Consider the following 26,227-nt stretch of genomic DNA (forward strand, 5'->3'; position numbering starts at 1 on the left):
GCCCGGCGGCCGCACCCCGCCGGCGTCAGCCGGGCGGCCGCACGCCGAGCCCCTGCAGATAGACCAGCACGCCGGCCTCCAGGAGCTCCTCGGGCGTCATCGGCAGCGAGCGGCGGGCGGCATCGCCGCGGCCGAACAGCGACGCGATGCCGTGGGCGAGCGACCAGATGTGCAGCGCCATCATCAGGCCGGGCGGCCGGACGGCGGTCGGCAGGGTGGCGGCGAGCGCCTCGCAGGCGGTGCGCAGCACCCCGAACGCGCGGTCGCCGGCGGCGCGCAGCTCCGGGGTGGCGTCGGGGCGCACGCCCGCCTCGAACATCGCCGAGTAGTAGGCGGATTCGGTGCGCGCGAAGGCGAGATAGGCCTTGCCGAGCCGGTCCATGGCGGTCGACGGGTCGGGCCGGCCGTTGTCCCAGGCCCGCGCCAGCGCCTGCTCGAAGGCCTCGAAGCCGCGCCGCGCGACGTCGGCCATCAGCTCGTCGCGATCGCGGAAATGTCGGTACGGCGCGGCCGGGCTGACCCCGGCCCAGCGGGCGGCCTCGGCGAAGGTGAAGCCGGCCGGCCCCTTCTGGGCGATCAGCTCCAGGGCGGCGCGGATCAGCGCCTCCTTGAGGTTGCCGTGGTGATAGCCGCGCGGCCCGTCGCGGCCGGAGCCGTCGCGATCGGATTTGGACCAGCTCATGCCTGCGACCCGCTCATGTGAAGGAGGCTTACATGAGGGCACCGGCGGCGTCGATAGGAACCGAGCGCGCCGCGAATGCCTCATCAACAATCGCGCGACCGGCCCGTATATAGTCGTCGGCGGCCCGGCGGCGGGCGCCGCAGACGGCCGACATCGCTCCGACCGAACGAGGCTCCTCGATGAGAACGACCCGGTGGCAGGCCCTGGCCGTGGGATGCGGCCTCGCGCTCCTGGGGACCGGCGCCGACGCGCAGGGCCTCGGCGACGCGGTTCGCGACGCCGGTGCGGCGGTGGCGCGGATGCGGGCCGGCACCATCGAGATCAAGGACGTGACGCTGGGCGGTCCGGACGGCAGCGCGCTCGCCATCGGCCGCGCCGCCTTCGCCGGGTTCAGCCGCGAGGGCGGCACCGTCGTCGCCTCCCGCCTCGCCATCGAGACCGTCACGGCGACGGTGGGGACCCAGAGCTGGCAGATTCCGCGCATCACCCTCGACGGTGTCCGGATTCCCGAGGAGCTCTACCGCGCCCTCGCGGAAGGCGCGGCGACCACCCGGCCGTGGCCCGACCTGTTCCGCGAGGTCGCCGCCGACCTGGTGACGATCGAGACCCTCACGGTCACCGACAGGACGGCGAAGACCGAGCAGGTGCTGAGCGGCTTCGTGCTCAGCCGGCTGGCCCGCGGCGTCATCGGCACGGCGCGCATGGCCTCGATCGTCGGGACCGCGGCGCCCGATCCCGCCACGCCGGTGCGGGTGAAGACCGGCGCCGTCCGCTACCAGGACCTCGACATCGGCGAGAGCCTGCGGATCGTCACGGGCGGCGACGGCACGGCCCGGCGGGTGATGACCTCGGCCTCGATCGACGGGATGGAGATCGTCACGCCCGCCGTGACGGTCCGGCTCGGCACTTACGAGGTCGGCCCCGTGACCCTGGCGGTTCCGGCCGAGCCGATGCCCACCGACCTGGCCGCGCTCGCCACCGAGTTGCAGGCCGGCGCGCAGCCCGACCAGGCCGTGGTCGCCAGGCTCGTGCGCTGGTACCGCGGCCTGCTGCGCGGCCTGAAGGTCGAGTCGGTCGCCTTTCGCGACATCGCCGTGACGGGCCCGGACGTCGACCTGAAGATCGCCGCCGTGACCCTCGGCGGCATGGTGCCGAGCGGGTTCGACCTGTTCGAGGTCACCGGCATCGAAGCGTCGACCCCGGACGGCCCGGTCCGGCTCGGCCGGCTGGCGGTCGAGAAGGCGGACTTCGCCGCGCTGCTCGATCTCGGCCTCGACGCGGCCGAGACCGGGCGCGGGCCCGAGATCGAGCCGAGCCGGATCGTCGACCTGCTGCCGCAGATCGGCGCCGTGCGGCTCGCCGGCCTCGACGCGGCGACGCCCGACGGCCCGGTGACGCTCGGCGCCCTCGACATCGAGATCGACCGGCCCGGCCGCCTGCCGGAACGCCTCGCCCTCGCCGTCACCCGGCTGGCGCTGCCGGTCGGTCCGGGGGACGGAGCGGACGGCCGCGAGGTTCTGGCCCATCTCGGCTACACGGCGATCCGGGCCGACATGACGACGCAGCTGCGCTGGCTGCCGGCCGACCGGGCGCTGGTGCTCGACGACACCGCGCTCGCCGTGGCGGACGCCGGACGCATCGAGGCGTCGGTGCGGATCGACGACGTCGACCTCGCCGCCGCGCTGGCCGATCCCGACCGCGCCGACGCGATCCTGGCCGGCCGGGCCCGGCTCGGCGGGTTCGAGGTCACCATCGCGGATCTCGGCTTCGCCGACCGCTTCTACGCCGATCTCGCCAAGTCCGCGGGCGTCACCGTTCCGGCGGCGCGCGACCGGCTCGCCGCCGAGACCCGGGCCCAGGCGGCCGAGGCGTTCGGCAGCGCGCTGCCGTCCGCCGCGCTGGACAAGATCGCCGCCTTCGTCCGCCGGCCCGGCCGCATCGTCGTCGCGGCGTCGCCGCGCCCCGGCCAGACGGTCAGGCTGAGCGACCTCGAGACGCTCGGCCCGAAGGCCCTGGCGCGGATGCGCCTCGACATCGAGGTCGAGCCGCCGCGCTGAGGCGCGGTCAGGGCGCGCCGCCCTCCTGGTCGGCCGTCATGGCGATGCGGAGCGCCTTGGGGATCGGCCGGGCGCGGCCGCCGGACACGAAGGCGACCTTCACGCTCGCCTCGACCAGCACGACGTCGTCGCGGGTGACGGTCTGCTTCAGCGTGATCGAGGCGCCTCGCACCTCGGCCGGCACCGTGGTGACGACCACGATGTCGTCCATGCGGGCGGGCTTCAGGTAGTCGACCTGGAGCGAGCGCACCACGAAGGCGAAGCCCGGCGCCTCGCGCTCGGTCTCCTCGAACAGGGCGCGCTGGTCGGCGCCCAGCAGGCGCAGATAGTTGCTCCGCCCGCGCTCCAGGAACCTGAGATAGTTGGCGTAGTAGACGACGCCGGAGAAATCGGTGTCCTCGTAATAGACCCGCACCGCGAGCCGGTGCCGGCCGTCGCGGATCTCGCCGTCGAGACCCGCCGTCAGGATGTCGGTCATGAGCGGTCCGTCCGTGCGGCGGCGCATCGCGGCCGCCGCGGGCGGTTTAGACGCTCGGGCCGGGCCGGACAACGGCCCGCCGCGTGCGCGCCGCGGGCGGGCGCCTCACGCCGCCGCGTTGACGATGGCGTCGAGGCGGGCGCGCAGGTCCTCGGTCTCGTTGTGATACCAGACGCCGCCGAGCAGGGCCCGGAAGGCGGGATTGTTCGACGCCTCGCGCTCGACCCGGGCGATGGTCTCCGGGCCGATGAGGTCCTCCAGCAGCCCGGCGGCGAGCAGCGACAGGAGGTTGGGGTCGGTCTCGATGGCCAGCACGGCGACGACGAGGTCGAGCGCCCGGTCCGGATCGCGGTCGAGGAGCCGGCGCTCGAAGTCGGCGAGGGCGTGCCAGTTGGCGTCGCGGTCCTTCTCGGGCCTGCCGTGCTGCTCGACCCAGGCGCGGGCGAGCGCGTCGACGGACAGGCTCGCGTAGTCGATGCGCACCGGGGGCGTGTCGCGAAGACTCTCGTCGGCCCGCCAGGCCGCCTCGTCGGCGATCCGGGCGAGGCGCGCCTTGAGGTCGCGGCTGGGGGCCCACCAGTGGACGGCGCCGAGCAGCCAGCGCAGGCGCGCATTGCCGGCCGCCTCGGCCTCGATGCGGTCGATCAGCCGGCCGGCATGGTTGTAGACGAGCGCCGCCATGAACTTCTCGCCGAGCTGCATCTTCACCCGCGTCTCGACGTCGGAGGCCAGCACCTGCAGGGCCATGTCGAGGGCGCGGTCGGGCGCGTCGTGCGGCAGATGGTCGAAATAGAGCGTCGCGCCCCACGACTCCTCGGTCTGGTCCTTGAGACCGAGCGCCTGCAGCCGGCACCACAGGGCGGCGAGATCCGGGACCGGCATCGCCTCGTAGAGGGCGTCCTGCGCGGCGCCGCGGGCGCCTCCGGGCACCGGCATGGTGGCCCAGTGCTTGGCGTCGTCGATGAAGCTCATGCACCACCCCCTGTCGCGGGCGCTCTTCGGGCGCCTTACCGTCAGGGACTTGGTCGCAGCGTTCGCCGAAGAGGTTCGACGTTTCCGAGGGGCGATTAGATTCCGAATATGCTTCAAGAAGATATAGCGAGGTCGCTCCTACCCGACGCGGGCCAAGGGCGGGGACGGACGGGGAACTTCGGTGTCCCACGCGCTCGCCGCCTCGATCCACGAGGCGATCGCCTCCTGGACGTTCCGGAGCGCCTCCTCGGGCGTCTCACCGTCCGACATGCATCCGGGAAGGTCGGGCACGGTCGCGACATAGCCGCCGCCGTCCGCCTCGGCGAGCCGTTCGATCCGAACCGCATATTCGAGCGTCATCGGGGCGTTCCTCCGCTCTCAATGTAACGCACGAGCTTCCGGATGTAGACCGGCTTGATCGGCCGATGCGCAGGGATCGTCAAAATCTCTCGTGAAGATGGATGCTTGGCATGAGCATGGGAGGTCCCCCTGCCGGGCCGGAACAGCAATCCATGCTCACGACAGACCGCCTCGACGCCCCCGATGGTCCAATCTCCGGCCGGGTTCCGACGCATCCGGGCGAGAAGATCGGAGGTCATCAGGGATCCTCCGGCTCGGAAAACAGGCCGAACTGGGCGGGGTCGCGGGCCGGCTCGGCGAGGCCGAGATGGCGGAAGGCGTGGCCGGTGAGCAGGCGCCCGCGCGGGGTGCGCTGGATGAAGCCGCACTGGATCAGGTAGGGCTCGATGATCTCCTCCAGCGCGTCGCGCGGCTCGGAGAGCGCCGCCGCGATGGTCTCGATACCGACCGGGCCGCCGCCGTAGTTGAGGGCGATCACCGACAGGTAGCGCCGGTCCATGGCGTCGAGCCCGGAGGCGTCGACCTCGAGCGCCTGCAGGGCGCGGTCGGCGACCGGGCGGTCGACGGCGGCGGCCTTCTCGTACTGGGCGAAGTCGCGCACCCGGCGCAGCAGGCGGCCGGCGATGCGCGGCGTGCCGCGGGCGCGGCGGGCGATCTCGTTGGCGCCGTCCCGGGTCATCGGCACGCCGAGCACCCGGGCGCCGCGGGCGACGATCAGCTCCAGCTCCTGCTCGGTGTAGAAGGCGAGCCGGATCGGGATGCCGAAGCGGTCGCGCAGCGGATTCGTCAGCAGCCCCGCCCGGGTGGTCGCGCCGACCAGCGTGAACTTCGCGATGTCGATCTTCACCGAGCGGGCCGCCGGCCCCTCGCCGATGATCAGGTCGAGCTGGAAGTCCTCCATGGCCGGATAGAGGATCTCCTCCACGGCCGGGTTGAGCCGGTGGATCTCGTCGATGAACAGGACGTCGCGCTCCTCCAGGTTGGTGAGGAGGGCGGCGAGGTCGCCGGCCTTGGCGATCACCGGGCCGGAGGTCGAGCGGAAGCTGACGCCGAGCTCGCGGGCGACGATCTGGGCGAGCGTCGTCTTGCCGAGCCCGGGCGGGCCGACGAACAGCACGTGGTCGAGCGCCTCCTTGCGGGCCCGCGCCGCCTCGATGAACACCGTGAGGTTCTTGCGCGCCTGCGCCTGGCCGACGAACTCGTCGAGCTTCTGGGGGCGCAGCGAGGTCTCGGCCGCATCCTCGTCGCGGCGCTCGGCGGTGACCAGCCGGCGGGGGGGAGGGGCCATCACACTGCCTTCGGCTGAACGGTTCGGAGGAACCCGCCGGCGCGCGGCCCCTTCCCTCTCCCCTTGCGGGAGAGGGTGGCTCGCCGCGCAGCGGCGAGACGGGTGAGGGGGCTGGCCGCAAATTCCGAGCGCGTGGAGCGCCCCCTCACCCGCCCGGGCTTCGCTCGGGCACCCTCTCCCACGAGGGGAGAGGGTTCGGGCCCGGTCCGATCGGCTTTCCGCGCCGTCACAGCCCGGTCCCCCGGTTGTACTTGTTGGGCAGCAGCGCCCCGATCGGCACCACGATCGGTCCGGTCTCGCCCATGATGACGACGCGGGCGTCGGGGTCGTAGTCGCAGATCAGCTCGCGGCAGCTGCCGCAGGGGGAGACGACCCGGATCGTCTGGTCGGGCTCGTGCGGCCGCGGGTGGCGCACCGCCACGATGGTGTCGATGCCGGTCTCGCCCAGGTCGGTGACCAGCTTGCCGAGCGCCACCGCCTCGGCACACACCGCCATGCGGCCCAGATAGGCGTCGAGATTGACGCCGGTGACGATCCGGCCGGAGCGGCTGCGCAGCGCCGCGCCGACCTCCTGCCAGTCGTTGCGGTAGCGCTGCCGGATCGCCTCGCAGGCGGCGTCGATCAGCTCCTGGTCCTGCGCCGACAGCGCCGTCGCCCTCGCATCCATCACGTCGCGAGCTCCTTCAGGCCGAGGCGGATCAGCTTCGCCGTGTCGGCGCCCTCGCCGGCGGCCCGGGCGGCCGCCGCCACGGCGGCCGCCGCCTGCGGCTGGCCGTAGCCGAGATTGACCAGCGCCGACACCGCGTCGGCGACCGGCTGCGGCGCCCGCCTGTCGGCGAGCGCGCCGGACAGCTTCGCCACCGCCGGGTCGATGGCCGCATAGGCCGGCGCCTTGTCCTTCAGCTCGGTGCAGATGCGCTCGGCGACCTTGGGGCCGACGCCGGGCGCGCGCGCCACCATGGCCTTGTCGCGCATCGCCACCGCCGAGGCGAGCTCGGCCGGCGGCAGGGTCGACAGCACGGCGAGCGCCACCTTGGTGCCGACCCCCTGCACGGTCTGCAGGAGCCGGAACCACTCCCGCTCGACGTCCGACAGGAAGCCGAACAGCCGGATCTGGTCCTCGCGCACATGCGTCTCGATCGACAGCACCGCGGCCTCGCCCTCCGCCGGCAGCGCCTGCAGGGTGCGGGCCGAGCAGTGCACCAGATAGCCGACGCCGTGCACGTCGAGGATGACGAAGTCCTCGCCGTAGGAGTCGATCACGCCCTTGAGCTTGCCGATCATGGCCGTGCTCGCGAGGCATGGCGCCCAGGCGAGAGCGTTGGTGTTGTTCGTTCCCTCCCCCGCGAGGGGGGAGGGAGCAGGATGCGGCCCCGCCCGTCGAAACCCTCACCCTTCATCCGAGGAGATGTCCGACCCGCCATCGCTCTCATCCCCCGGCCGCCTTCAGGAGCGCCGCCCGCGCCACGGCGCTGGTGCGGTGGTGGGCGTGGCAGACCGCGATGGCCAGCGCGTCGGCGGCGTCGTGGGTGCCGGGATCGGCCTTCGGCAGCAGGATGCCGATCATCATGCGGATCTGGTCCTTCTCGGCGTGGCCGGCGCCGACGATGGTCTTCTTCACCAGGTTGGGCGCGTACTCGGCGACGCTGAGCCCGGCCAGCGCCGGCACCAGCAGGGCGACGCCGCGCGCCTGGCCGAGCTTCAGGGTGGCGCTCGCGTCCTTGTTGACGAAGGTCTGCTCGACCGCGGCCTCGGCCGGGCCGAAGCTGCCGATCACCCGCGCGAGCCCGTCGTGGATCGAGACCAGCCGCTCGCCCATGCTGGCGCGGTCGTCGCTCGCCACCGAGCCGCAGGCCACGAAGGCGAGCCGGTTGCCCTCGACGTCGATGACGCCCCAGCCGGTCCGGCGGAGGCCGGGGTCGATCCCGAGGATACGAATCGCTGCGCGCATGGTGGCCAGTCTTATACCAGCCGCCGGCGAAATCGACCGGTCCGGCTCGGTCGAATGCCCGGGATCGGCGCGGCGGCGGCCGTAAACCCTTCGTAAACCGAGCGGTCGGGTTTTACCGAACCGTCACATGGCCGAATAGCGCCGCGGGTTAGTCTGCCGTCCCGGAGCCGCCGACGACCGCGCCAGGGCTCCGCGAGGATGTCATGACCGTACCGCTTCCTGCTCTGCCGTCGGCAGGCGCCCCCATGCTGCCGCGGCTCGGCCGCGACCACATCGTCCCGCTCGCCAAGCTGGTGGTGGACTACGCACTGCAGCCGATCGTCGAGATCAACACCGGCTATGTCTACGGCTACGAGGCGCTGATGCGCGGCTTCGACCGCCTCGGGCTCGCCTCGCCGATCGCGCTTCTCGACCACGCGGCGGAGGCCGACGTGCTGGTGCCGCTCGAGCAGATGCTGCACGCCCGCGCCATCACCAAGTTCGCCAGCCTGCCCGACGCGGCCGGCAAGAAGCTGTTCATCAATCTCGACGGCCGCGCCCTGTCGGCCGGCCACCAGATTCTCGGCTCGGTCGCCAAGGTACTGGAGAGCAAGCGCATCCCGGCCTCCACCCTGTGCTTCGAGCTGTCCGAGCGCTACGACAACGACGCCGAGCCGACCTTCGGGGCGGTGGTCGGCACGCTGCGCACCATGGGCGGGCGGCTCGCCATCGACGATTTCGGGCTCGGCGTCTCCGAGCTCAAGCTGCTGTGCGACCACGGCATCGACTACATCAAGATCGACGGCCACTTCATCCGCGACATGGCGCAGAGCCAGCGCAAGCGGCTGCTGGTGACGACCATCTCGAGCCTCGCCCACGTGCTCGGCATCCGGGTGATCGCCGAGGGGGTGGAGACCGAGGCCGAGTACATCGCCTGCCGCGAGGCCGGCTGCGACCTCGTCCAGGGCTGGTTCGTCGCCCGCCCGACCTGCGAGATCTCCGAGATTCTGTCGACCTATCCGCACGTGGTGACGGCCCGGGCCAAGCACCGGCGCGACCGCAAGACCGACGAGCTCCTGATCCGCAACCAGATGGCGGCGCTGCCGACCGTGACGATCGACGCCGAGCTGCCGGCCGTCTTCGAGCTGTTCCGCCAGGCTCCGCAGGAGCACTTCTTCCCGGTGGTCGACGACGCCGGCGAGCCGCGCGGCCTCATCCACGAGCGCGACCTCAAGCAGTACATCTACATGCCGTTCGGCCGCGACCTGCTCAACAACCGCGCCTATCAGCGCCGCATCTCGTCCTTCGTCACCCCCTGTCCGATCGTCGACATCGCCAGCGACGCCGAGCACATCCTCGAGGTGTTCGCCACCGCCCAGGGCTCGGACGGCGTGATCGTCACCGAGAACCTCGAATACATCGGGGTGCTGTCCACGGCGGCGCTGCTGTCGGTCATCAACGACAAGAAGATCCAGCAGGCGCAGGACCAGAACCCGCTCACCGAGCTGCCCGGCAACCTGTCGATCACCGACTTCGTCGCCGTCAACGCGCTCGACGGCGACGCGCTCCGCCATCTCTGCTACTTCGACTTCGACGACTTCAAGCCGTTCAACGACCGCTACGGCTTTCCGCACGGCGACCGCGCGATCTCGCTGTTCGCCACGCTGATGCGGCGCTCGCTCGGCGGCCCCGGCGTGCTGCTCGGCCATGTCGGCGGCGACGACTTCTTCGCCGGCTTCCGCGACCACGATCCGGCGATCCTGCGCGCCACGCTCGCCGACCTCCTCGACGAGTTCCGGCGCGAGGCGCGCAAGCTCTACGGGCTCGAGGACCAGCGGCTCGGCTTCATCACCGGGCGCGACCGCGACGGCCGCAGCCGCCGCTTCGACCTGCTCCGCTGCAGCGCCGCCGTGCTGGAGCTCGCCCCCGGCACCGTGACCAGCGACCTCGACAAGATCCACGCCGCGATGGCGCGGGCGAAGTCGCAGGCCAAGCACGAGCCCGGCGCCATGGTCTGGTGCGTGTTCACGGCGTGAGCTGCATCCCGGGTCATTCCGGGGCGCGCTGAACGCGCGAACCCCGGACTCCAGCCCGGTTCTCGGAGTTCGCCGCTGGATTCCGGGGTCGCCGCTGCGCGGCGCCCCCGGAACGACCGAGGCTCGAGCCCCACCCCGCGCCCCGCATTCTTCCGACTGCCGGATCGGCGGCAAATCAGCTAGGCCGTGCCGCACCTCGATCCTTCCGGAGACCCGCAATGGCCCTGATCAGCACGTCGCGCGACGGCTTCGTCGGCACCGTCACGCTCGACAACGCCGAGAAGCGCAATGCGCTGTCGAGCGCGCTGATCGGCGAGCTGTGCGACGCGCTGGCCGCCTTCCGCGACGACCACCTGCGCGCCGTGGTGATCCGGGCGCAGCCCGGCGTCAAGGTGTGGTCGGCCGGCTTCAACATCGACGAGCTGCCCGAGGGGCACCGCGACCCGCTCGGCTGGGACGACCCGGTGCGCCATCTGGTGCGCGAGATCTCGCGTTACCCGATCCCGGTGATCGCCATGGTCGAGGGCAGCGTGTGGGGCGGCGCCTGCGAGGTGGTGCTCGCCTGCGACATCATCGTGATCGCCCCGACCGCGAGCTTCGCCATCACGCCGGCCAAGCTGTCGGTGCCCTACAACATCTCCGGCATGCTCACCTTCCTCAACGCGGCGCCGGCCTGCACGGTGCGCGAGATGGCGTTCACGGCGAAGCCGGTGAGCGCCGCCCGCGCCTTCGACCTCGGCATGGTCAACCACATCGTGCCGGTGGAGGAGCTGGAGACCGTCACCTACGGCATCGCCAGGGACATCGCCGCCAACGCGCCGCTCGCCGTCTCGGTGATGAAGGAGCAGCTGCGCATCCTCGAAGGCGCCCACCCGGTGAGCCCCGAAGGCTTCGAGCGCCTGCAGGGCCTGCGCCGCGTCGTCTACGACAGCCAGGACTACCTGGAGGGCCTGCGCGCCTTCAAGCAGAAGCGCAAGCCGGTGTTCGAGGGGAAGTGATCAGGAGACCTGGTTCGGATTCGTCGTGCCCGGCCTTGTGCCGGGCATTCACGTCTCGGGCGCCGTTCGGCAGTGAAGGCGTGGATGGCCGGGACGAGCCCGGCCATGACGGGGGTGGGGGATACGAGGTGCCTCACGCCCCCATCTTGGCCATGGCGGCTTCGGAGACCTCGAAATTGGCGTAGACGTGCTGGACGTCGTCGTGCTCCTCCAGCGTCTCGATCAGCTTGAACAGCTTCTCGGCCTGCTCGTCGTCGACCGCCACCGAGTTCTGCGGCTTCCACACCAGCGCGGCCTTCCTGGGCTCGCCGAACGTCGCCTCCAGGGCCTTGGCGACGTCCCGATAGGTCTCCTGCGAGGCGTAGATCTCGTGGCCGCCCTCCGACGACACCACGTCGTCGGCGCCGGCCTCGATCGCCGCCTCCAGCATGGCGTCGGCCGAGGCGACCTCGGGGCCGTACTCGATCACGCCGAGGCGGTCGAACATGAACGACACCGCGCCGGTCTCGGCGAGGTTGCCGCCCGACTTGGTGAAGTAGGAGCGCACGTCCGAGGCGGTGCGGTTGCGGTTGTCGGTCAGCACCTCGACGATCACGGCGACGCCGCCCGGGCCGTAGCCCTCGTAGCGGATCTCGTCGTAGGTCTCCGCCTCGCCGCCCGACGCCTTCTTGATGGCGCGCTCGATGTTGTCCTTCGGCATGTTCTCGGCGCGGGCCGCGATGATGGCGGCGCGCAGGCGCGGGTTCATGGCCGGATCCGGCGTGCCGAGCTTGGCCGAGACCGTGATCTCGCGGGCCAGCTTGCCGAACAGCTTGGACTTCATCGCGTCCTGCCGGCCCTTGCGGTGCATGATGTTCTTGAACTGGGAATGTCCGGCCATGGTCGGGTCCTGTCGGGCTCGGTCTTGTCAGGGCGCCGCGCCGCAACCGCGGGATGCGTGCGCGCCGGCGTCTCGGGATCGCGTGAGGCGCCAGATATAGCGAGGCGCGCCGGCAAAAGCCATATTCGGGCCCGGCCCGCAAGGGGCGGGGCCGGGCGGCGCCCGCCCGGCCGCCGCCTCAGAGCACCGTGCGCATCGGCGCCGGGTAGTAGCGGAACGCGTCCCCGTGGCGGCCGACATGGCCGACGCCCGGCCACGGGAAGTGGTAGCCGACGAACGGGATCCGGTCGGTTGCCAGCATGTCGTAGAGGCGCAGCCGGCTCTCCACCGCGCGGGCGCCGTCGGTGTCGAACGCGAAGGCGAGGCGCGGCCGCTCGGGGCTGAGCACGTGATGGTGGCCGAGATCGCCGGCATTGAGCAGCGCCTTGCCGTCCGACGTGATCATGTAGACGGTGTGGCCGACCGTGTGGCCGGGCGCGGCGATCGCCCGGATGCCGGGCAGCACCTCGGCGCCGTCGCGCACGAACACCATGCGGTCGCGGTAGGGGAGCAGGTGCCGGCGGGCGCCCTCGATCATCCATTTCAGCCCGTCGTCGCCGAGCTTGCCCTGGTCGGTCCAGAAGTCGAGATCGGCCTGCGCGAGATGGACCTGCGCATTGGGGAACACGCGGCTGCCGTCGTCCGCCACCAGGCCGAAGCAGTGGTCCGGATGGGCGTGGGTCAGCACCACGGCGTCGATGTCGGCGGGCGCGATGCCGGCGGCGGCGAGGTTCGCCGGCAGCCGTCCGCTGTGCGGCCCCATGGTCCTGGCCGAGCCGAGGCCGGTGTCGAACAGCACCAGTCGCTCGCCGGTGTTGACCACCAGGACGTTCTGGTCGAGCTGCATGTCGGCCGGCAGGAAGTTGTCGGCCAGCACCTTGGCGAAGGCCTCGCCCGACAGGCCGATCAGGAGGTCGTCCTTGGGGGCGCCGAGCGCCAGCGGGCCGTCGGAGACGACGGTCAGCTCGAAGGCGCCGAGCCGGAACCGGTAGAAGCCCGGGGCCGGGGTGCCGCGCATCGGCGCCCGGGCGAGCGCCGGCGACGCGGCGGCGAGGGTCGCGCCGGCGAGCGCGGCGGCGCCGGTCAGCAGGGTGCGGCGGGAGAGCGGGGGCGGGTGTCCGGGCATGGCGAAACCTCCTTCCGGCTGCGGAACCGGACCTCTGATACTGTTTCCGGGTGATCCGTTCGCCGTCATTCCGGGGCGCGGCGAAGCCGCGAACCCGGAATCCAGCGACAGCCTCCGGGTTCTCGGCTGGATTCCGGGTTCGGCGCTGCGCGCCGCCCCGGAATGACCACCGAATTGGTCAGCCGGATGCCATATGGCCCGGCAACACGGCGGGCGCGTGACGGCGGCGGCCGGGTCGGTCGGGCGGTGCGGCCGCCGGTCAGGCGGCCCAGAAGGCCGGCACGGCGGCCTCCAGGGTGCCGCCGATCCGCACCGGCGCCACCCTGGCGGCGAGGCCGGTCCTGTCGTCGGTCTCGACCGCGAGGCCGCACAGCGTGGCGGGGCCGGCGCCCGGCTCGAAGCGGCCGCCCGGGATGCGCCGCAGGAAGCGGTTGAGCGGCTCGTCCTTGGCCATCCCGATGACGGTGTCGTAGTCGCCCGTCATGCCGACGTCGGTCATGAAGGCGGTGCCGCCCGGCAGGATCCGGTGGTCGGCGGTCGGTGCGTGCGTGTGGGTGCCGACCACCAGGCTCGCCTTGCCGTCGAGGAAGTGGCCCATCGCCTGCTTCTCGCTGGTCGTCTCGGCATGCATGTCGACCACGATGGCGTCGGCGGCGTCGCGCAGCGGGCAGGCCGTGATCTCGCGCTCCACCGCCGCGAACGGGTCGTCGAGCGGATCCATGAACACGCGGCCGAGCAGGTTGGTCACCAGCACGCGGGCGCCGTTGCGGGCCTCGACCAGGGCGACGCCGCGGCCCGGCGTGCCGGGCGGGTAGTTGAGCGGCCGCACCAGCTTCTCGGCCCGCTCGATGAACACCAGCGCCTCGCGCTGGTCCCACGAGTGGTTGCCGAGCGTCACCGCGTCGGCCCCGGCGGCGAGCAGGTCGTGGTAGATCAGCTCGGTGATGCCGAAGCCGCCGGCCGCGTTCTCGCCGTTGACGACGACGAAGTCGAGCCTCCAGTCGCGCACCAGCTCGGGAAGCTTGTCCAGCACCACGGCCCGGCCGCTGCGACCGACCACGTCGCCGATGAAGAGAATCCGCACGCTCGCACGTCCCGAAATGTTCTGGCGGCGTGGGGCCCGGTCGGCACCGGACCGCGACCACCGCGCTCTCTATCCACGGCCGCCCTGCACGATCGATTCGCGACCCGGGTGCCGCGACCCGGGGGCCGCGGTCCGGCCTCGTGCCCTAGCGACAATCGATGACCTCGGCCTCCGTTAGCACGAGATCGAGCCGCGCGTCCCGGCCGTTCGCCGGAACCCGGGCGATCTCCTGGGCCGCGAAGGCGATGCCGATGGCGACGACCGGCCGCTCCGCCCGCAGCGCCGCCAGCGTCGTGTCGTAATGGCCGGCGCCGTAGCCGATCCGGTGGCCGGTGCGATCGAAGCAGGCGAGCGGCACCAGCAGCACGTCGGGCACCACCTCGGGCGCCTCGGGGGCGGGCTCCAGCAGGCCGAAGCCGGCCGTCACCAGCGGCACGCCGGGGGCCCAGGCCCGGAAGGCGAGCGGCTGTCCGCGCCCGCGCACCACCGGCAGGGCGAGGCCGGTGCCGTTCTCGACGAAGCGGCGCATCAGCGGGGCCGGGTCGAGCTCGCTGCGGATCGCCATGTAGCCGGACACGACGGTGCCGGCCGTGACCGGGACGGGCAGGGGGCGGGCGGCGATCGCCGCCGCCGCGGCGGCACGATGCTCGGCCGGGATCTCGTCGCGGCGGTCGAGCGCCGCCCTGCGGAGCGCCGCCTTCTCGGCGGCGACCGGATCGATCGGGGGCTTCGATGTCATGATTCGGGATTCACGCCGGGCGAGCGGAAGAGTGCTGCGAGAGAGAAGGAGTGCGGAGCCGCAAAAGCCGTCGGAGTAAGCGATCCCGGGTTCCCTACCATGGTAGGTGGGCGCCATATGTCCGGGCCCACGGGCCCGGCCAGGGACAGCTCCCTTCAGGATCGATAAGGCCCCGGGGAAAAGACCCCTAACGCACCCCGCAGCCCCGCACGACCCAATCTAGTCGCTCGGCCCCCGCACCGCCACCCGGCCGAGGAGAGGAACCGGCATCGGTTGCGAATCCGTTGCGAAAGAGTGACGGAGCGGCGGTCAGCCGGCCGGCAGCTCGTGGCCGTCGGAGCCCTGGTTGAGGGTGCGGGTGACGCGCTCGATGCGCTCGGCCGCCGAGTCGAGCGCCGCCGCGATCGCCGCCGTGGTCGCCTGGCTGCGCTCGGAGGCCGCCCGGCGCGCCTCCTGCAGGCCGGCGACCTCCTCCTCGAACTTGCGCACCCGCTGCGACGACTCCGACAGCTCGTCGGCGATCAGCAGCGCCGCCATCACGGTGAGGCGCATGTCGCCGATCTCGCCGAAATTGGTGCGCAGCCGGGTGATGCGCTGGTCGAGGTCGTGGGCGAGGCGGGCGAGATGGTGCTCCTGCCCGTCGTCGCAGGCCATGCGGTACTGCCGGCCGTTGATCGTCACGCTGACATGGGCCATGGCAAACCTTGTGGCGCCGAATCTCGTCGCGCGGGATCTCGCTGCCTGGGACCGTGCCGAGCCGCGCCTCGCCGCATCCGTCCCCCCGTCGGTCAGCCGGCGTCGCCGCCGGTCAGCACCGTCCGGACCGTGGCGATCGCCTCGTCGAGCCGCCCCGCCACCTCGCGGCCGACGCTGTCCAGGCGCTCCGCCCGCGCCGTCTGGCGGTCGAGGGCGTCGGCGAGCCGCGCCCGGTCGACCCCGAGCGTGTGGACCTGCTCGGACAGCACGCCGCGGCCGCGCTCCAGCTCGTGCCGGCGCTCGACCGCCTCCTCCAGCGCGGCCAGCGCCCGCTGGAGCCGCGTGCTGGCCGCCTCGGCGGCATTGGTGTCGGTCATGGCGCCCCTCGCTCCGCCATCCTCCATCCGCCGCGGGCCGTCTCCCCCGAGCCGGCCCGGCCGCCTTCGTCCCGGCGCCCCCGTCTCGGTCGTCCCGTCCCGGTCGTCCCGTTCAGGTCGTCCCGTTCAGGTCGTCCCGTTCAGGTCGCTCCCGGCACGGTCGCTCCGGGGTCGCCCGAAAGCATGATATGGCAAGCAGATGGAGCGCGAAGCTTACGGGCTTTCGCAGCGTCGCGTCAATGCGGTGCACACCGGCCGGACAGCCAGGGCGCGAGTCCCGCGGCACGCGGTCGCGCGGCCCCGTGCTGCCGCGTTGACAGGGGGGTGCGACCTGCCTATCAGGTCGAAAAGCCTCACGAACGACGAGGCCTTCGGCCGGTGCCGTCGCGACGTCCGCCTCCCCCGACTCCGTCAGGTCCCTGAAGGTGCACCGCGGCCGACGCCGACCCTCCGCATCCGACACAGGAGGCCGACCATTTCTTCCCTCTCCCGCGCCGAGCACGACCGGATGGCGAACGCGATCCGGGCCCTCGCCATGGACGCCGTCGAGAAGGCGAAGTCGGGACATCCGGGGCTGCCGCTGGGCGCCGCCGACATCGCCACGGTGCTGTTCACCCGGGTCCTCAAGTTCGATCCCGCCGATCCGCACTGGTTCGACCGCGACCGCTTCGTGCTCTCCGCCGGCCACGGCTCGATGCTGCTCTACGCGCTGCTCTACCTCACCGGCTTCGCGTCGGTGTCGATCGAGCAGATCCAGCGCTTCCGCCAGCTCGGCTCGCTGACCCCCGGCCATCCCGAGGTCGAGGCCACCGAGGGCGTCGAGACGACCACCGGGCCGCTCGGCCAGGGCATCGCCACCGCGGTCGGCATGGCGATCGCCGAGCGCCATCTCGCCGCCGCGTACGGCGCCGGCATCGTCGACCACCACACCTATGTGCTGGCCTCCGACGGCGACCTGATGGAGGGCATCAGCCAGGAGGCGATCGCGCTCGCCGGCCACCTGAAGCTGTCGCGCCTGATCGTCCTCTACGACGACAACCACATCTCGATCGACGGGCCGACCTCGCTGTCGGACTCGGTGGACCAGCTCGCGCGGTTCGAGTCGGCAGGCTGGGCCGCCTGCCGGATCGACGGTCACGATCCCGACGCGATCCTCGCGGCGATCGAGGCCGCGCAGAAGAGCGACCGGCCGAGCCTGATCGCCTGCCGGACCACCATCGCGTTCGGCGCGCCGACCAAGGCGGGCTCGGAGAAGTCGCACGGCTCGCCGCTCGGCGCCGAGGAGATCGCCGGCACCCGCAGGAATCTCGGCTGGACGGCGGCGCCCTTCGTCATCCCGGACGACATCCTGTCGGCCTGGCGGGCCGCCGGGGCGCGTGCGCGGGACGCGCGCGCCGCCTGGCAGCAGCGCGTCGCCGCGCTGCCGGCCGATGCGCGGGCCGAGCTCGAGCGCCGCATCGCCGGCGCGGTGCCGGCCGAGATGCTCGACGCCGCGCTCGCCGAGATCAAGCGCCAGCTCGCCGCCGATCCCAAGGACCGCGCCAGCCGCTCCTCCTCGGAGCTGGCGCTCGGCGTGCTGGTGCCGGCCTTCCCGGAGCTGGTCGGCGGCTCGGCCGACCTCACCGGCTCGAACAACACCCGGCCGAAGGGCATGCCGGCGCTCACGCCGGAGAACTACGGCGGCCGCTTCATTCATTACGGCATCCGCGAGCACGGCATGGCGGCGGCCATGAACGGCATGGCGCTGCACGGCGGCATCATCCCGTATTCCGGCACGTTCCTGGTGTTCTCCGACTACTGTCGACCGTCGATCCGGCTCGCCTGCCTGATGGGCCGCCGCGTCATCCACGTGATGACGCACGACTCGATCGGGCTGGGCGAGGACGGGCCGACGCATCAGCCGGTCGAGCATCTCGCGGCGCTGCGGGCGATGCCGAACCTGCAGGTGTTCCGCCCCTGCGACGCGGTCGAGACCGCCGAGTGCTGGGCGCTGGCCCTCGCCTCGAACCACCGGCCGAGCGTGCTGGCGCTGTCGCGCCAGAACCTGCCGCAGCTGCGCGACGCGACCGCCACGGAGAACCCGTGCGCCGGCGGCGCCTACGAGCTGCTCCCGGCCGAGGGCGGGCCCGCCCGGGTGTCGCTGTTCGCCTCCGGGTCCGAGGTCACGATCGCGGTCGCGGCCCGCAAGCGGCTCGCCGAGCACGGCATTCCGACCCGCATCGTGTCGGTGCCGTGCTTCGAGCTGTTCTTCGACCGGCCGGACGCCGAGCGCGAGGCCGTGATCGGCGACGCGCCCGTGAGGGTTGCGGTCGAGGCCGCCATCCGTCAGGGTTGGGATGCGATCGTCGGATCGCAGGGGGGCTTCGTCGGCATGACCGGTTTCGGCGCCAGCGCCCCCGCGCCGGACCTCTACCGCCACTTCGGCATCACGCCGGAGCGGGTCGCCGAGGTCGCACTGAGCAAATTGCAGGCATTGTAAAAAAAGCCGCCGGACGGATCGGGTAGAACCGACCTATATCAAGGTGGCCGGCATCGAAATCGGATCGACATGGCGCGCAGCCCGCCGGGCTGTGCTTGTGGGCATGGAAGGGAGACCAGCATGGCTGTTCGGGTGGCAATCAACGGCTTCGGCCGGATCGGGCGGAACGTTCTGCGCGCGGCCGCGGAGGCGGGACGCACGGACCTCGAGTTCGTCGCGATCAACGATCTCGCCCCGGTCGAGACCAACGCGCACCTGCTGCGCTTCGATTCCGTGCACGGCCGCTACCCGGGCGAGGTGAAGGTCGAGGGCGACTCGATCGACGTCGGTCACGGCAAGATCAGGGTCACGGCCGAGCGCGATCCGACCAAGCTGCCGTGGAAGGAGCTCGGCATCGACGTGGTGATGGAGTGCACCGGCATCTTCACCGCCAAGGAGAAGGCCAAGGTGCATCTCGACGCCGGCGCCAAGCGGGTGCTGGTCTCGGCCCCGTCGGACGGCGCCGACCTGACCGTCGTCTACGGCGTCAACCACGACAAGCTGACCAAGGATCACCTGGTCGTCTCCAACGCCTCCTGCACCACGAACTGTCTCGCCCCGGTCGCCAAGGTCCTCAACGACGCCATCGGCATCGACAAGGGCTTCATGACCACCATCCACTCCTACACCAACGACCAGCCCTCGCTCGACCAGGTGCACAAGGACCTCTACCGGGCCCGCGCCGCCGCGCTGTCGATGATCCCGACCTCGACCGGCGCCGCCAAGGCGGTCGGCCTCGTGCTGCCGGAGCTCAAGGGCCGGCTCGACGGCGTCGCCATCCGGGTGCCGACCCCGAACGTCTCGGTCGTCGACTTCAAGTTCAACGCCAAGCGGGCGACCTCCAAGGACGAGATCAACGCGGCCATCAAGGCGGCCGCCGAGCAGCAGCTCAAGGGCATCCTCGGCTACACGGTGCAGCCCAACGTCTCGTCGGACTTCAACCACGACCCGCACTCCTCGGTGTTCCACATGGACCAGACCAAGGTCATGGACGGCACCCTGGTGCGCGTGATGTCCTGGTACGACAACGAGTGGGGCTTCTCCAACCGCATGCTCGACACCGCGGTGGCGATGGCGAAGCTGATCTGACATTCGACGACCGGAGCGCAGGCGCCATGGCGGGGACGATTCTCGGGATCGGCGCTGTCGTGGCCCTGCTCTCCTTCATTGCGTTCGCGTTCCGGCAGGGAACCAAGGTCGAGCCCGACCGGGACCGCAGGACCGAGGACTGGCCGAGGATCACGCTTGGCGGTTCGTGACCAGACCGCGCCTCGTGCCGTCGGTGCCCTGATCGCAGACGACCTGAACACGGACGTCCTGAACGACACGGACGTCACCTGGCGCGGCCGCGGCCGTCTCGACGACACCTCTTTCGGCTAGGGATCCCATGACCACCGCATTCCGCACACTCGACCAGGCCGACGTGAAGGGCAAACGCGTCCTCGTCCGCCTCGATCTCAACGTGCCGACCGAGAACGGCAAGGTCACCGACGTGACCCGCATCGAGCGGGCGGCGCCGACCATCACCGAACTCGCCGGCAAGGGCGCCAAGGTGATCCTGCTGTCGCATTTCGGGCGTCCGAAGGCGGGGCCGGATCCGAAGTTCTCGCTCGCCCCGGTCGCCGCCGCGGTCGCCGAGGTGATCGGCAAGCCGGTCGGCTTCGCCGCGGACTGCGTCGGCGAGGTCGCCGAGAAGGCGGTCGCCGCGATGCAGCCGGGCGACGTGCTGTGCCTGGAGAACACCCGCTTCTACAAGGAAGAGGAGAAGAACGACCCGGCCTTCGTCGACAAGCTCGCGGCGCTCGGCGACGTGTGGGTCAACGACGCCTTCTCGGCGGCGCACCGCGCCCACGCCTCGACCGAAGGCCTCGGCCACAAGCTGCCGGCCTATGCGGGCCGCAGCATGCAGGCGGAGCTGGAGGCGCTGACCAAGGCGCTGGAGCAGCCGCAGCGGCCGGTCGCCGCCGTGGTCGGCGGCGCCAAGGTTTCCGGCAAGCTCGACCTGCTCGGCAACCTGCTCGACAAGGTCGACGTGCTGATCATCGGCGGCGGCATGGCCAACACGTTCCTGGCCGCGCAGGGCCATCCGGTCGGCAAGTCGCTGTGCGAGCAGGACCTGATCCCGACCGCCAACGAGATCCTCGCCAAGGCGACGGCGAACGGCAAGCAGATCGTGCTGCCGGTCGATGCCGTGGTGGCCGAGAAGTTCGAGGCGCACGCCCCCTCCAGGGTGGTCGGCCTCGACGAGGTCGGCCCGGCCGACATGATCCTCGACATCGGCCCGCGCTCGATCGAGCACGTCGTGTCGGAGCTCGAGCGGCTGAAGACGGTGCTGTGGAACGGCCCGTTCGGCGCCTTCGAGATCGAGCCGTTCGACACCGGCACGGTGGAGATCGCCGAGGCGGCCGCCGAGCTGACCGCCGCCGGCAAGCTGGTGACGGTGGCGGGCGGCGGCGACACGGTGTCGGCCCTCAACCACGCCGGCGCGGCCGACCGGTTCACCTACATTTCCACGGCGGGCGGTGCCTTCCTCGAGATGCTCGAGGGCAAGGTGCTGCCGGGCGTCGAGATCCTCAGGGCGAAGTAATCAGCGCGAAACAGGACGGGAGACGACGATGGCGAGAATCACACTCAGGCAGCTCCTCGACCACGCGGCCGAGAACGACTACGGCGTGCCCGCCTTCAACATCAACAACATGGAGCAGGCGCTGGCGATCATGGAGGCGGCGAGCGCGCTCGACGCGCCGGTGATCATCCAGGCCAGCCGCGGCGCCCGCTCCTACGCCAACGACATCATGCTCAAGCACATGATGGACGCCGTCACCGAGATCTATCCGCAGATCCCGGTCTGCGTGCATCTCGACCACGGCAACGGCCCGGCCACCTGCATGACCGCGATCCAGGCCGGCTTCACGTCGGTGATGATGGACGGCTCGCTGAAGGAGGACGGCAAGACGCCGGGCGACTGGGCCTACAATGTCGGCGTCACCAAGCGGGTCGTCGACATGGCGCATCTCGGCGGCATCTCGGTCGAGGGCGAGCTCGGCGTGCTCGGCTCGCTGGAGACCGGCATGGGCGACAAGGAGGACGGCCACGGCGCCGAGGGCAAGCTCAGCCACGACCAGCTGCTCACCAATCCGGACGAGGCCGTGAAGTTCGTCGCCGAGACCAAGGTCGACGCGCTGGCGATCGCCATGGGCACCAGCCACGGCGCCTACAAGTTCACCCGCAAGCCGGACGGCGCCATCCTCGCCATGCACGTGATCGAGGAGATCCACCGCCGCCTGCCCGGCACCCATCTGGTGATGCACGGCTCGTCCTCGGTGCCGCAGGACCTCCAGGACATCATCAACCAGTACGGCGGCCAGATGAAGCCGACCTGGGGCGTGCCCGTGGAGGAGATCCAGCGCGGCATCAAGAACGGCGTGCGCAAGATCAACATCGACACCGACAACCGGATGGCGATGACGGGCCAGATCCGCAAGGTGCTCACCGAGAACCCGAGCGAGTTCGACCCGCGCAAGTATCTCAAGCCGGCCATGGAGGCGATGACCAAGCTGTGCAAGCAGCGCTTCCAGGAGTTCAACACCGCCGGCCAGGCGTCGAAGATCAAGAAGATCGTCACGCCCGCCGAGATGGCCAGGCTCTACGCCGCCGGCAAGCTCGACCCGGTGATCGGCAAGACCGCCGCCGCGGCGGAGTGAGGTATCTCGCTTCGGTTGCCTTAAAGGCACCGCATCGCCACCCGGCACCGCCTGCTCCCTCCCCCCTTGTGGGGGAGGGGGGTAAGCGGCGATCGCGTTGCTCGGGGTTCACCCCCCTCCCTGTCCCTCCCCCACAAGGCGGGAGGGACCGCGGGAGTCGCAGTGCTGTTCGAAGGAGCACCCGTCCGACACCGCGGCACACGGCCGACCTCCGTCGGCCCCGCTTTCGCCCCGATCGCCCCGCAAGTGCGAGCCATGCCGGACCACGACCGCCAGCGCCTCTATCTCGTGACGACCGTGACCGGGGACCCGGCCGCGGCGGCGGCGCGCCTCGACGCCGCGCTCGCCGCGGGCGTCGACGTGGCCGCCGTGCTGGTGCGGCTGCCCCAGACGCTCGCCGAGCGTGATGCCGTCAACGCCGTCAAGGCGGTGGCGCCGCTCGCCCAGCGGCACGGCGCCGCCGTGCTGGTCGAGGACCGGCCCGAGATCGTCGGCCGCAGCGGCGCCGACGGCGCCCACATGACCGGCGTCGCCGCGCTGCGCGGCGCGATCGGCGGCCTCAAGCCCGCCCATATCGCCGGGGTCGGCGCCCTGCGCACCCGCCACGACGCCATGGAGGCGGCCGAGCTGGAGGCCGACTACGTGATGTTCGGCGAGCCCGGCCCGGACGGCGGGGCACCGCCCTTCGAGGTCACGGTCGAGCGGGTCGCGTGGTGGGCCGAGGTGTTCGAGCCCCCCTGCGTGGGCTTCGCCACGACCCTCGACGAGGTGTCGGCGGTGGCCGAGGCCGGGGCCGACTTCGTCGCCCTCGCCGACGCGATCCTCGACGATCCGCGCGGCCCCGCCGCCGCCGTGACGGACGCCGCCGGACGCCTCGGCCTGGTCCGGGCCGCCCGCCCGGAGGTGTCGTCGTGACGCGCCGCCCGGCGGCCGGGGCCGTCGTCGTGTCCGCGCTGCTGCTGACGGCGCCGGCGCTCGCCCAGCAGCCGCCGGCCGCCACCCCGGTCCCGGCGGCCCCGCGCGCCGCCCAGTCGCGCCCGGCCACCCCGCCAAAACCGCCCGCCGGCGCCGCCGCGAAGCCGCAGGCGTCCGGCGCCGCGCCGGCGGCTCGTCCCGCCGGGGCGGTCGACCTCGCCTACGGGGCGTTCCAGCGCGGCTACTTCCTCACCGCCTTCCACGAGGCGACCAAGCGGGTCGAGGCATCGCAGGACGTCCGCGCCATGACGCTGCTCGGCGAGCTCTACGCCAACGGGCTCGGCGTCGGCCAGGACGACCAGAAGGCGGCCGAATGGTACGCCCTGGCCGCCGGCCGCGGCGACCGCGACGCCATGTTCGCGCTCGCCATGTTCCGGCTCGGCGGCCGCGCCGGGCCGAAGGACATGCGCGAGGCCGCCCGCCTGCTCGCCGCCGCCGCCAAGCTCGGCCATCCGGCCGCCGCCTACGACCTCGGCCTGTTCTATGTCGAGGGCCAGCTCTTCCCGCAGGACTACGACCGCGCCGCCGAGCTGTTCCGCACCGCCGCCGCCGCCGGCAGCGCCGAGGCCCAGTACGCCCTCGCCGTGCTCCACAAGGAGGGCCGCGGCGTGCGCCAGGACACCGCCGAGGCGGCCCGCTGGATGGAGCGCGCCGCGACCGCCGGGGTGGTCGACGCGCAGGTCGAGTACGCCATCGCGCTGTTCAACGGCACCGGCGTCGCCAAGGACGAGGCGCGCGCCGCCGCGCTGTTCCGCAAGGCGGCGCAGCGGGGCAGCGCGCTCGCCCAGAACCGCCTCGCCCGCCTGCTCAGCGCCGGCCGCGGCCTGCCGGCCGACCCGGTCGAGGCGATCAAGTGGCACCTGATCGCCAAGGCCGGCGGCGCCGGCGACGCCTACATGGAAGAGTTCGCCCAGAAGCAGCCCGAGCAGGTCCGCCAGAGCGCCGAAAAGGCCGCCCAGGGCTGGCTCGACGTCCTGCGGCAGCAGCGGTCGTGATGACAGAGGCCGCAAGTGCGTATCGAGTGCTCACGATGAACAAGGTGGGCAGAGCGTCGTCAGCCGGTCAGCGTTGGAAAGCGACGACAATCTAGACTAAACTAATTGGCTATTCGCCACAGCTCATGCGAGGAATGCGATCCCATGACCGACGGCGTGGTTCGGCTGTTCAGCGAAGAGCATGTTACTCGGCTTACAGGGCTTTCCCTGTGGCAACTGCGTGCTTGGGATCGCGAGGGCTTCTTTGCACCCCGCTACGCATATGAAGACCGCCGAACTCCATACAGCCGCATCTACTCATTCAAAGATGTCGTGGGACTTCGGGCTATCGCGGTCTTGATGAAGAGCTATGGCGTTTCCTTCCAGGAGCTCCGTAAGGTCGCTGCCGAACTAAAGCGTCGGGGGTTCGACCACTGGGCGGAGCTCAAGCTTTACGTTGTGAAAAAACAAGTACACTTCCAGCGGCCGGAATCCCGCGATGTCGAAGGCGTCTGGGATGGCCAACTGGCCCTTGTTCCGGTCATCGACGTGATCATGGATGTAGAAACTCGTGTCCAGAAGCTGCAGCACCGGGATCCTGAACAGTATGGCAAAGTGGAGAAGCGGCGGCACACTTTGAGGAATGCTCCTGTCGTCGCCGGTACGCGAATTCCGACGGCTGCGATAAGGCGCTTCCACGAGGCCGGTTACTCCATAGAACGAATACTTGGCCAATATCCGACGCTCAAAGAGGCGGACGTCTATGCTGCGCTTGAGTACGAGCAGGGACTCGCGCAAAGCGCGTAAATGAGCATAATCATGACTGATGTTTTTCATCCTGGACGAGAATGTTCCGGCAGACGTGGCCGCTATGCTGATTGAGCACGGCCACCGGGCAGAGTTCATACGCACTTACGTTCCCCCAGGGGCCGTCGATCCACTGGTTGCAACCGTCGCGCAAGAACTGGAAGCGATCTTGGTGAGTTTCGATGGGGATTTCGAGAAAATCTCCCCCCGAATTCCGGTTGGTCAACGTAGAAGGTTCCGGAAGCTCAGCAGGATTTGGTTGACTTGTACGGAGCCTGCCGCAGCAAGGCGGCTCCGCGCCGGGCTTGATCTGGTGATCTCCGAATACAATCGCGCTACGCCGACGTCGCCGATGCGAATGCGCATTTCGGCAAGCTACTTTCGTACCGATAGATAATTAAAGGAAGTTCATCAGCCAGCATCCGAACTCGGATTGCTTGCAAGCTCCGCCTATAGGCTTCTTCACTCCTCTCGACCAGAACGCCGGCTCCTTCGTTGACCGGGGTGGATCGCCGCGGCCGCACCGTGTAAGACCGCAGCCGACGCACACTCTCGTGTCATTCCGGGTTCGCACCTCCGGTGCGCCCCGGAACGACGGCGCCTCTGCGTTCGAGATCGTCCCGCTTCTCCGACCTGATCGATCGAAAAACATGCTCCGCTCCGCACTGCTCAACGTCATGGTGGCCGCCGCGCGCAAGGCGGGCCGCACGCTCAAGCGCGATTTCGGCGAGGTGGAGCACCTGCAGGTGTCCCTCAAGGGGCCGGCCAACTTCGTCACCGCGGCCGACCGCAAGGCCGAGGAGACGCTCAAGGCCGAGCTCGAGAAGGCGCGCCCCGGCTACGGCTTCCTGGGCGAGGAGGGCGGCCTGCAGCAGGGCTCCGACGCCACCCACACCTGGATCGTCGATCCGCTCGACGGCACCACCAACTTCCTGCACGGCATTCCGCAGTTCGCCATCTCGATCGCGCTGCAGCGCGAGGACACCATCGTGGCCGGCGTCGTCTACAACCCGGCCAACGAGGAGCTGTTCATGGCGGAGCGCGGCAAGGGCGCCTTCCTCAACGACCAGCGCATCCGGGTGGCCGGGCGCCAGCGTCTCGCCGACGCGGTGATCTCGTGCGGCCTGCCGCATCTCGGCCGCGGCGATCTCGCCCAGTTCCGCAAGGAGTTCGCCGTGGTGCAGGAGAAGGTGGCCGGGCTGCGCCGCTTCGGCGCCGCGGCGCTCGACCTCGCCTGGGTGGCGGCCGGCCGGTTCGACGCCTTCTGGGAGCGCAACCTGTCGCCCTGGGACATGGCGGCCGGCATCCTGATGATCCGCGAGGCCGGCGGCTATGTCAGCGACTGCGAGGGCGGCGACCAGATGCTCGGGCGCAAGAGCATCGTCTGCGGCAACGAGACCATGCAGCGGGAGATCCTATCGCTGCTGAAGGCCGCCAACCGGGCGTGAGGCCGCCGCCCGCGGCCGCATCCCGCCTCCGCCGGCCCGGGCGGACCTCGGCCGGGCCG

The 26,227-nt window shown here is 71.1% G+C and carries 27 protein-coding genes and 1 other RNA gene; 13 read left to right on the forward strand and 15 right to left on the reverse strand.

Translation table 11 applies throughout. The features are described from left to right. Positions 1-25 precede the first annotated feature (25 nt). Positions 26-682 (reverse strand): TetR/AcrR family transcriptional regulator, encoded by a 657-nt coding sequence (locus J2S22_RS04190; RefSeq protein WP_272780790.1) that lies wholly within the window; start codon positions 680-682, stop codon positions 26-28. Between the two features lie 179 nt (positions 683-861). On the opposite strand from J2S22_RS04190, the gene J2S22_RS04195 reads away from it, so the two are divergent. Next, entirely contained in the window at positions 862-2,739 is a 1,878-nt protein-coding gene (locus tag J2S22_RS04195) for an aq_1923 C-terminal domain (RefSeq protein ID WP_272780791.1), read from the forward strand. Positions 2,740-2,746: 7 nt separating this feature from the next. Here J2S22_RS04195 and ybgC read toward each other — a convergent pair whose 3' ends face one another. From ybgC to ruvC, 7 genes are all read right to left on the reverse strand, one after another. Continuing rightward, positions 2,747-3,217, reverse strand: coding sequence for a tol-pal system-associated acyl-CoA thioesterase (gene ybgC, locus J2S22_RS04200; protein WP_272780792.1), 471 nt, complete (start codon positions 3,215-3,217; stop codon positions 2,747-2,749). A gap of 105 nt (positions 3,218-3,322) precedes the next feature. Beyond that, entirely contained in the window at positions 3,323-4,189 is an 867-nt protein-coding gene (locus J2S22_RS04205) for a DUF6869 domain-containing protein (protein WP_272780793.1), read from the reverse strand. A 138-nt stretch (positions 4,190-4,327) separates the two neighbouring features. After that, positions 4,328-4,549 (reverse strand): type II toxin-antitoxin system HicB family antitoxin, encoded by a 222-nt coding sequence (locus J2S22_RS04210; RefSeq protein ID WP_272780794.1) that lies wholly within the window; start codon positions 4,547-4,549, stop codon positions 4,328-4,330. Positions 4,550-4,787: 238 nt separating this feature from the next. Further along, a complete protein-coding gene (gene ruvB / locus J2S22_RS04215) occupies positions 4,788-5,837 on the reverse strand; it encodes a Holliday junction branch migration DNA helicase RuvB (RefSeq protein ID WP_272780795.1) in 1,050 nt (349 codons plus the stop codon). Between the two features lie 226 nt (positions 5,838-6,063). Continuing rightward, the gene (locus tag J2S22_RS04220) at positions 6,064-6,504 is read right to left on the reverse strand and encodes a cytidine deaminase (protein WP_272778913.1); all 441 of its coding nucleotides are present in this window, start codon (positions 6,502-6,504) and stop codon (positions 6,064-6,066) included. Then, complete coding sequence (gene ruvA, locus J2S22_RS04225) at positions 6,504-7,121, reverse strand: Holliday junction branch migration protein RuvA (protein ID WP_272778907.1); 618 nt, start codon at positions 7,119-7,121, stop codon at positions 6,504-6,506. The genes J2S22_RS04220 and ruvA overlap by 1 nt, the downstream gene beginning before the upstream one ends. Positions 7,122-7,266: 145 nt before the next feature. Beyond that, positions 7,267-7,788 carry a crossover junction endodeoxyribonuclease RuvC gene (gene ruvC / locus J2S22_RS04230; protein ID WP_284701450.1) on the reverse strand — a complete coding sequence of 174 codons (522 nt, stop codon included), beginning with the start codon at positions 7,786-7,788 and terminating at the stop codon, positions 7,267-7,269. Between the two features lie 203 nt (positions 7,789-7,991). On the opposite strand from ruvC, the gene J2S22_RS04235 reads away from it, so the two are divergent. Together J2S22_RS04235 and scpB are read left to right on the forward strand one after the other, a co-directional pair. Beyond that, positions 7,992-9,803 (forward strand): GGDEF domain-containing protein, encoded by a 1,812-nt coding sequence (locus J2S22_RS04235; RefSeq protein ID WP_272778906.1) that lies wholly within the window; start codon positions 7,992-7,994, stop codon positions 9,801-9,803. Between the two features lie 218 nt (positions 9,804-10,021). Then, positions 10,022-10,801, forward strand: coding sequence for a methylmalonyl-CoA decarboxylase (gene scpB, locus J2S22_RS04240; protein ID WP_272778905.1), 780 nt, complete (start codon positions 10,022-10,024; stop codon positions 10,799-10,801). A gap of 133 nt (positions 10,802-10,934) precedes the next feature. Here the strand turns inward: scpB and J2S22_RS04245 are convergent, their stop codons facing one another. From J2S22_RS04245 to J2S22_RS04275, 7 genes are all read right to left on the reverse strand, one after another. Next, positions 10,935-11,681 carry a YebC/PmpR family DNA-binding transcriptional regulator gene (locus J2S22_RS04245; protein WP_272778904.1) on the reverse strand — a complete coding sequence of 249 codons (747 nt, stop codon included), beginning with the start codon at positions 11,679-11,681 and terminating at the stop codon, positions 10,935-10,937. Positions 11,682-11,859: 178 nt separating this feature from the next. Continuing rightward, on the reverse strand, positions 11,860-12,846 hold the full coding sequence (locus tag J2S22_RS04250; protein ID WP_272778903.1) for an MBL fold metallo-hydrolase: 987 nt from the start codon (positions 12,844-12,846) through the stop codon (positions 11,860-11,862). A gap of 259 nt (positions 12,847-13,105) precedes the next feature. Further along, positions 13,106-13,930, reverse strand: coding sequence for a TIGR00282 family metallophosphoesterase (locus tag J2S22_RS04255; protein ID WP_272778902.1), 825 nt, complete (start codon positions 13,928-13,930; stop codon positions 13,106-13,108). A gap of 145 nt (positions 13,931-14,075) precedes the next feature. Beyond that, positions 14,076-14,669: a 5-formyltetrahydrofolate cyclo-ligase gene (locus J2S22_RS04260; RefSeq protein ID WP_272778901.1), complete on the reverse strand. Its 594-nt coding sequence runs from the start codon at positions 14,667-14,669 to the stop codon at positions 14,076-14,078. Between the two features lie 51 nt (positions 14,670-14,720). After that, a non-coding RNA gene (gene ssrS / locus J2S22_RS04265) (6S RNA) lies at positions 14,721-14,878 on the reverse strand. 100 nt (positions 14,879-14,978) lie between these two features. Then, on the reverse strand, positions 14,979-15,365 hold the full coding sequence (locus J2S22_RS04270; RefSeq protein WP_272778900.1) for a cell division protein ZapA: 387 nt from the start codon (positions 15,363-15,365) through the stop codon (positions 14,979-14,981). Positions 15,366-15,457: 92 nt separating this feature from the next. Then, on the reverse strand, positions 15,458-15,742 hold the full coding sequence (locus J2S22_RS04275; RefSeq protein WP_272778899.1) for a DUF4164 domain-containing protein: 285 nt from the start codon (positions 15,740-15,742) through the stop codon (positions 15,458-15,460). Between the two features lie 475 nt (positions 15,743-16,217). Here J2S22_RS04275 and tkt point away from each other — a divergent pair, with 475 nt between their 5' ends. The 10 genes from tkt to J2S22_RS04320 all read left to right on the forward strand — a co-directional run bounded on the left by tkt (position 16,218) and on the right by J2S22_RS04320 (position 26,168). After that, a complete protein-coding gene (gene tkt / locus J2S22_RS04280) occupies positions 16,218-18,221 on the forward strand; it encodes a transketolase (protein WP_272778911.1) in 2,004 nt (667 codons plus the stop codon). 120 nt (positions 18,222-18,341) lie between these two features. Then, a complete protein-coding gene (gap, locus tag J2S22_RS04285; protein WP_272778898.1) occupies positions 18,342-19,349 on the forward strand; it encodes a type I glyceraldehyde-3-phosphate dehydrogenase in 1,008 nt (335 codons plus the stop codon). Between the two features lie 26 nt (positions 19,350-19,375). After that, the gene (locus J2S22_RS04290) at positions 19,376-19,519 is read left to right on the forward strand and encodes a hypothetical protein (RefSeq protein ID WP_272778897.1); all 144 of its coding nucleotides are present in this window, start codon (positions 19,376-19,378) and stop codon (positions 19,517-19,519) included. Positions 19,520-19,647: 128 nt separating this feature from the next. Continuing rightward, positions 19,648-20,847: a phosphoglycerate kinase gene (locus tag J2S22_RS04295; protein WP_272778896.1), complete on the forward strand. Its 1,200-nt coding sequence runs from the start codon at positions 19,648-19,650 to the stop codon at positions 20,845-20,847. 28 nt (positions 20,848-20,875) lie between these two features. Beyond that, the gene (fba, locus tag J2S22_RS04300) at positions 20,876-21,964 is read left to right on the forward strand and encodes a class II fructose-bisphosphate aldolase (RefSeq protein WP_272778895.1); all 1,089 of its coding nucleotides are present in this window, start codon (positions 20,876-20,878) and stop codon (positions 21,962-21,964) included. 255 nt (positions 21,965-22,219) lie between these two features. Next, positions 22,220-22,879 (forward strand): thiamine phosphate synthase, encoded by a 660-nt coding sequence (locus J2S22_RS04305; protein ID WP_272778894.1) that lies wholly within the window; start codon positions 22,220-22,222, stop codon positions 22,877-22,879. Continuing rightward, positions 22,876-23,934 (forward strand): tetratricopeptide repeat protein, encoded by a 1,059-nt coding sequence (locus J2S22_RS04310; RefSeq protein WP_272778893.1) that lies wholly within the window; start codon positions 22,876-22,878, stop codon positions 23,932-23,934. Before J2S22_RS04305 ends, J2S22_RS04310 begins: the two co-directional genes overlap by 4 nt. Positions 23,935-24,078: 144 nt before the next feature. Continuing rightward, on the forward strand, positions 24,079-24,720 hold the full coding sequence (locus J2S22_RS04315) for a DUF433 domain-containing protein (protein WP_272778892.1): 642 nt from the start codon (positions 24,079-24,081) through the stop codon (positions 24,718-24,720). A gap of 19 nt (positions 24,721-24,739) precedes the next feature. Continuing rightward, positions 24,740-25,117, forward strand: a complete 378-nt coding sequence (locus tag J2S22_RS30875) for a DUF5615 family PIN-like protein (protein WP_367618329.1) — start codon at positions 24,740-24,742, stop codon at positions 25,115-25,117. Positions 25,118-25,370: 253 nt separating this feature from the next. Then, positions 25,371-26,168 (forward strand): inositol monophosphatase family protein, encoded by a 798-nt coding sequence (locus J2S22_RS04320; protein WP_272778891.1) that lies wholly within the window; start codon positions 25,371-25,373, stop codon positions 26,166-26,168. Positions 26,169-26,227 lie beyond the last annotated feature (59 nt).

This window comes from Rhodoplanes tepidamans (assembly GCF_030813915.1).
GTDB lineage: Bacteria > Pseudomonadota > Alphaproteobacteria > Rhizobiales > Xanthobacteraceae > Rhodoplanes > Rhodoplanes tepidamans.

Coding starts and splice junctions, on each gene's coding strand:
- J2S22_RS04190 (WP_272780790.1), bottom strand. CDS start 682: ATGAGCTGGTCCAAATCCGATCGCGACGGCTCCGGCCGCGACGGGCCG.
- J2S22_RS04195 (WP_272780791.1), top strand. CDS start 862: ATGAGAACGACCCGGTGGCAGGCCCTGGCCGTGGGATGCGGCCTCGCG.
- ybgC (WP_272780792.1), bottom strand. CDS start 3,217: ATGACCGACATCCTGACGGCGGGTCTCGACGGCGAGATCCGCGACGGC.
- J2S22_RS04205 (WP_272780793.1), bottom strand. CDS start 4,189: ATGAGCTTCATCGACGACGCCAAGCACTGGGCCACCATGCCGGTGCCC.
- J2S22_RS04210 (WP_272780794.1), bottom strand. CDS start 4,549: ATGACGCTCGAATATGCGGTTCGGATCGAACGGCTCGCCGAGGCGGAC.
- ruvB (WP_272780795.1), bottom strand. CDS start 5,837: ATGGCCCCTCCCCCCCGCCGGCTGGTCACCGCCGAGCGCCGCGACGAG.
- J2S22_RS04220 (WP_272778913.1), bottom strand. CDS start 6,504: ATGGATGCGAGGGCGACGGCGCTGTCGGCGCAGGACCAGGAGCTGATC.
- ruvA (WP_272778907.1), bottom strand. CDS start 7,121: ATGATCGGCAAGCTCAAGGGCGTGATCGACTCCTACGGCGAGGACTTC.
- ruvC (WP_284701450.1), bottom strand. CDS start 7,788: ATGCGCGCAGCGATTCGTATCCTCGGGATCGACCCCGGCCTCCGCCGG.
- J2S22_RS04235 (WP_272778906.1), top strand. CDS start 7,992: ATGACCGTACCGCTTCCTGCTCTGCCGTCGGCAGGCGCCCCCATGCTG.
- scpB (WP_272778905.1), top strand. CDS start 10,022: ATGGCCCTGATCAGCACGTCGCGCGACGGCTTCGTCGGCACCGTCACG.
- J2S22_RS04245 (WP_272778904.1), bottom strand. CDS start 11,681: ATGGCCGGACATTCCCAGTTCAAGAACATCATGCACCGCAAGGGCCGG.
- J2S22_RS04250 (WP_272778903.1), bottom strand. CDS start 12,846: ATGCCCGGACACCCGCCCCCGCTCTCCCGCCGCACCCTGCTGACCGGC.
- J2S22_RS04260 (WP_272778901.1), bottom strand. CDS start 14,669: ATGACATCGAAGCCCCCGATCGATCCGGTCGCCGCCGAGAAGGCGGCG.
- J2S22_RS04270 (WP_272778900.1), bottom strand. CDS start 15,365: ATGGCCCATGTCAGCGTGACGATCAACGGCCGGCAGTACCGCATGGCC.
- J2S22_RS04275 (WP_272778899.1), bottom strand. CDS start 15,742: ATGACCGACACCAATGCCGCCGAGGCGGCCAGCACGCGGCTCCAGCGG.
- gap (WP_272778898.1), top strand. CDS start 18,342: ATGGCTGTTCGGGTGGCAATCAACGGCTTCGGCCGGATCGGGCGGAAC.
- J2S22_RS04290 (WP_272778897.1), top strand. CDS start 19,376: ATGGCGGGGACGATTCTCGGGATCGGCGCTGTCGTGGCCCTGCTCTCC.
- J2S22_RS04295 (WP_272778896.1), top strand. CDS start 19,648: ATGACCACCGCATTCCGCACACTCGACCAGGCCGACGTGAAGGGCAAA.
- fba (WP_272778895.1), top strand. CDS start 20,876: ATGGCGAGAATCACACTCAGGCAGCTCCTCGACCACGCGGCCGAGAAC.
- J2S22_RS04305 (WP_272778894.1), top strand. CDS start 22,220: ATGCCGGACCACGACCGCCAGCGCCTCTATCTCGTGACGACCGTGACC.
- J2S22_RS04315 (WP_272778892.1), top strand. CDS start 24,079: ATGACCGACGGCGTGGTTCGGCTGTTCAGCGAAGAGCATGTTACTCGG.
- J2S22_RS30875 (WP_367618329.1), top strand. CDS start 24,740: ATGTTTTTCATCCTGGACGAGAATGTTCCGGCAGACGTGGCCGCTATG.
- J2S22_RS04320 (WP_272778891.1), top strand. CDS start 25,371: ATGCTCCGCTCCGCACTGCTCAACGTCATGGTGGCCGCCGCGCGCAAG.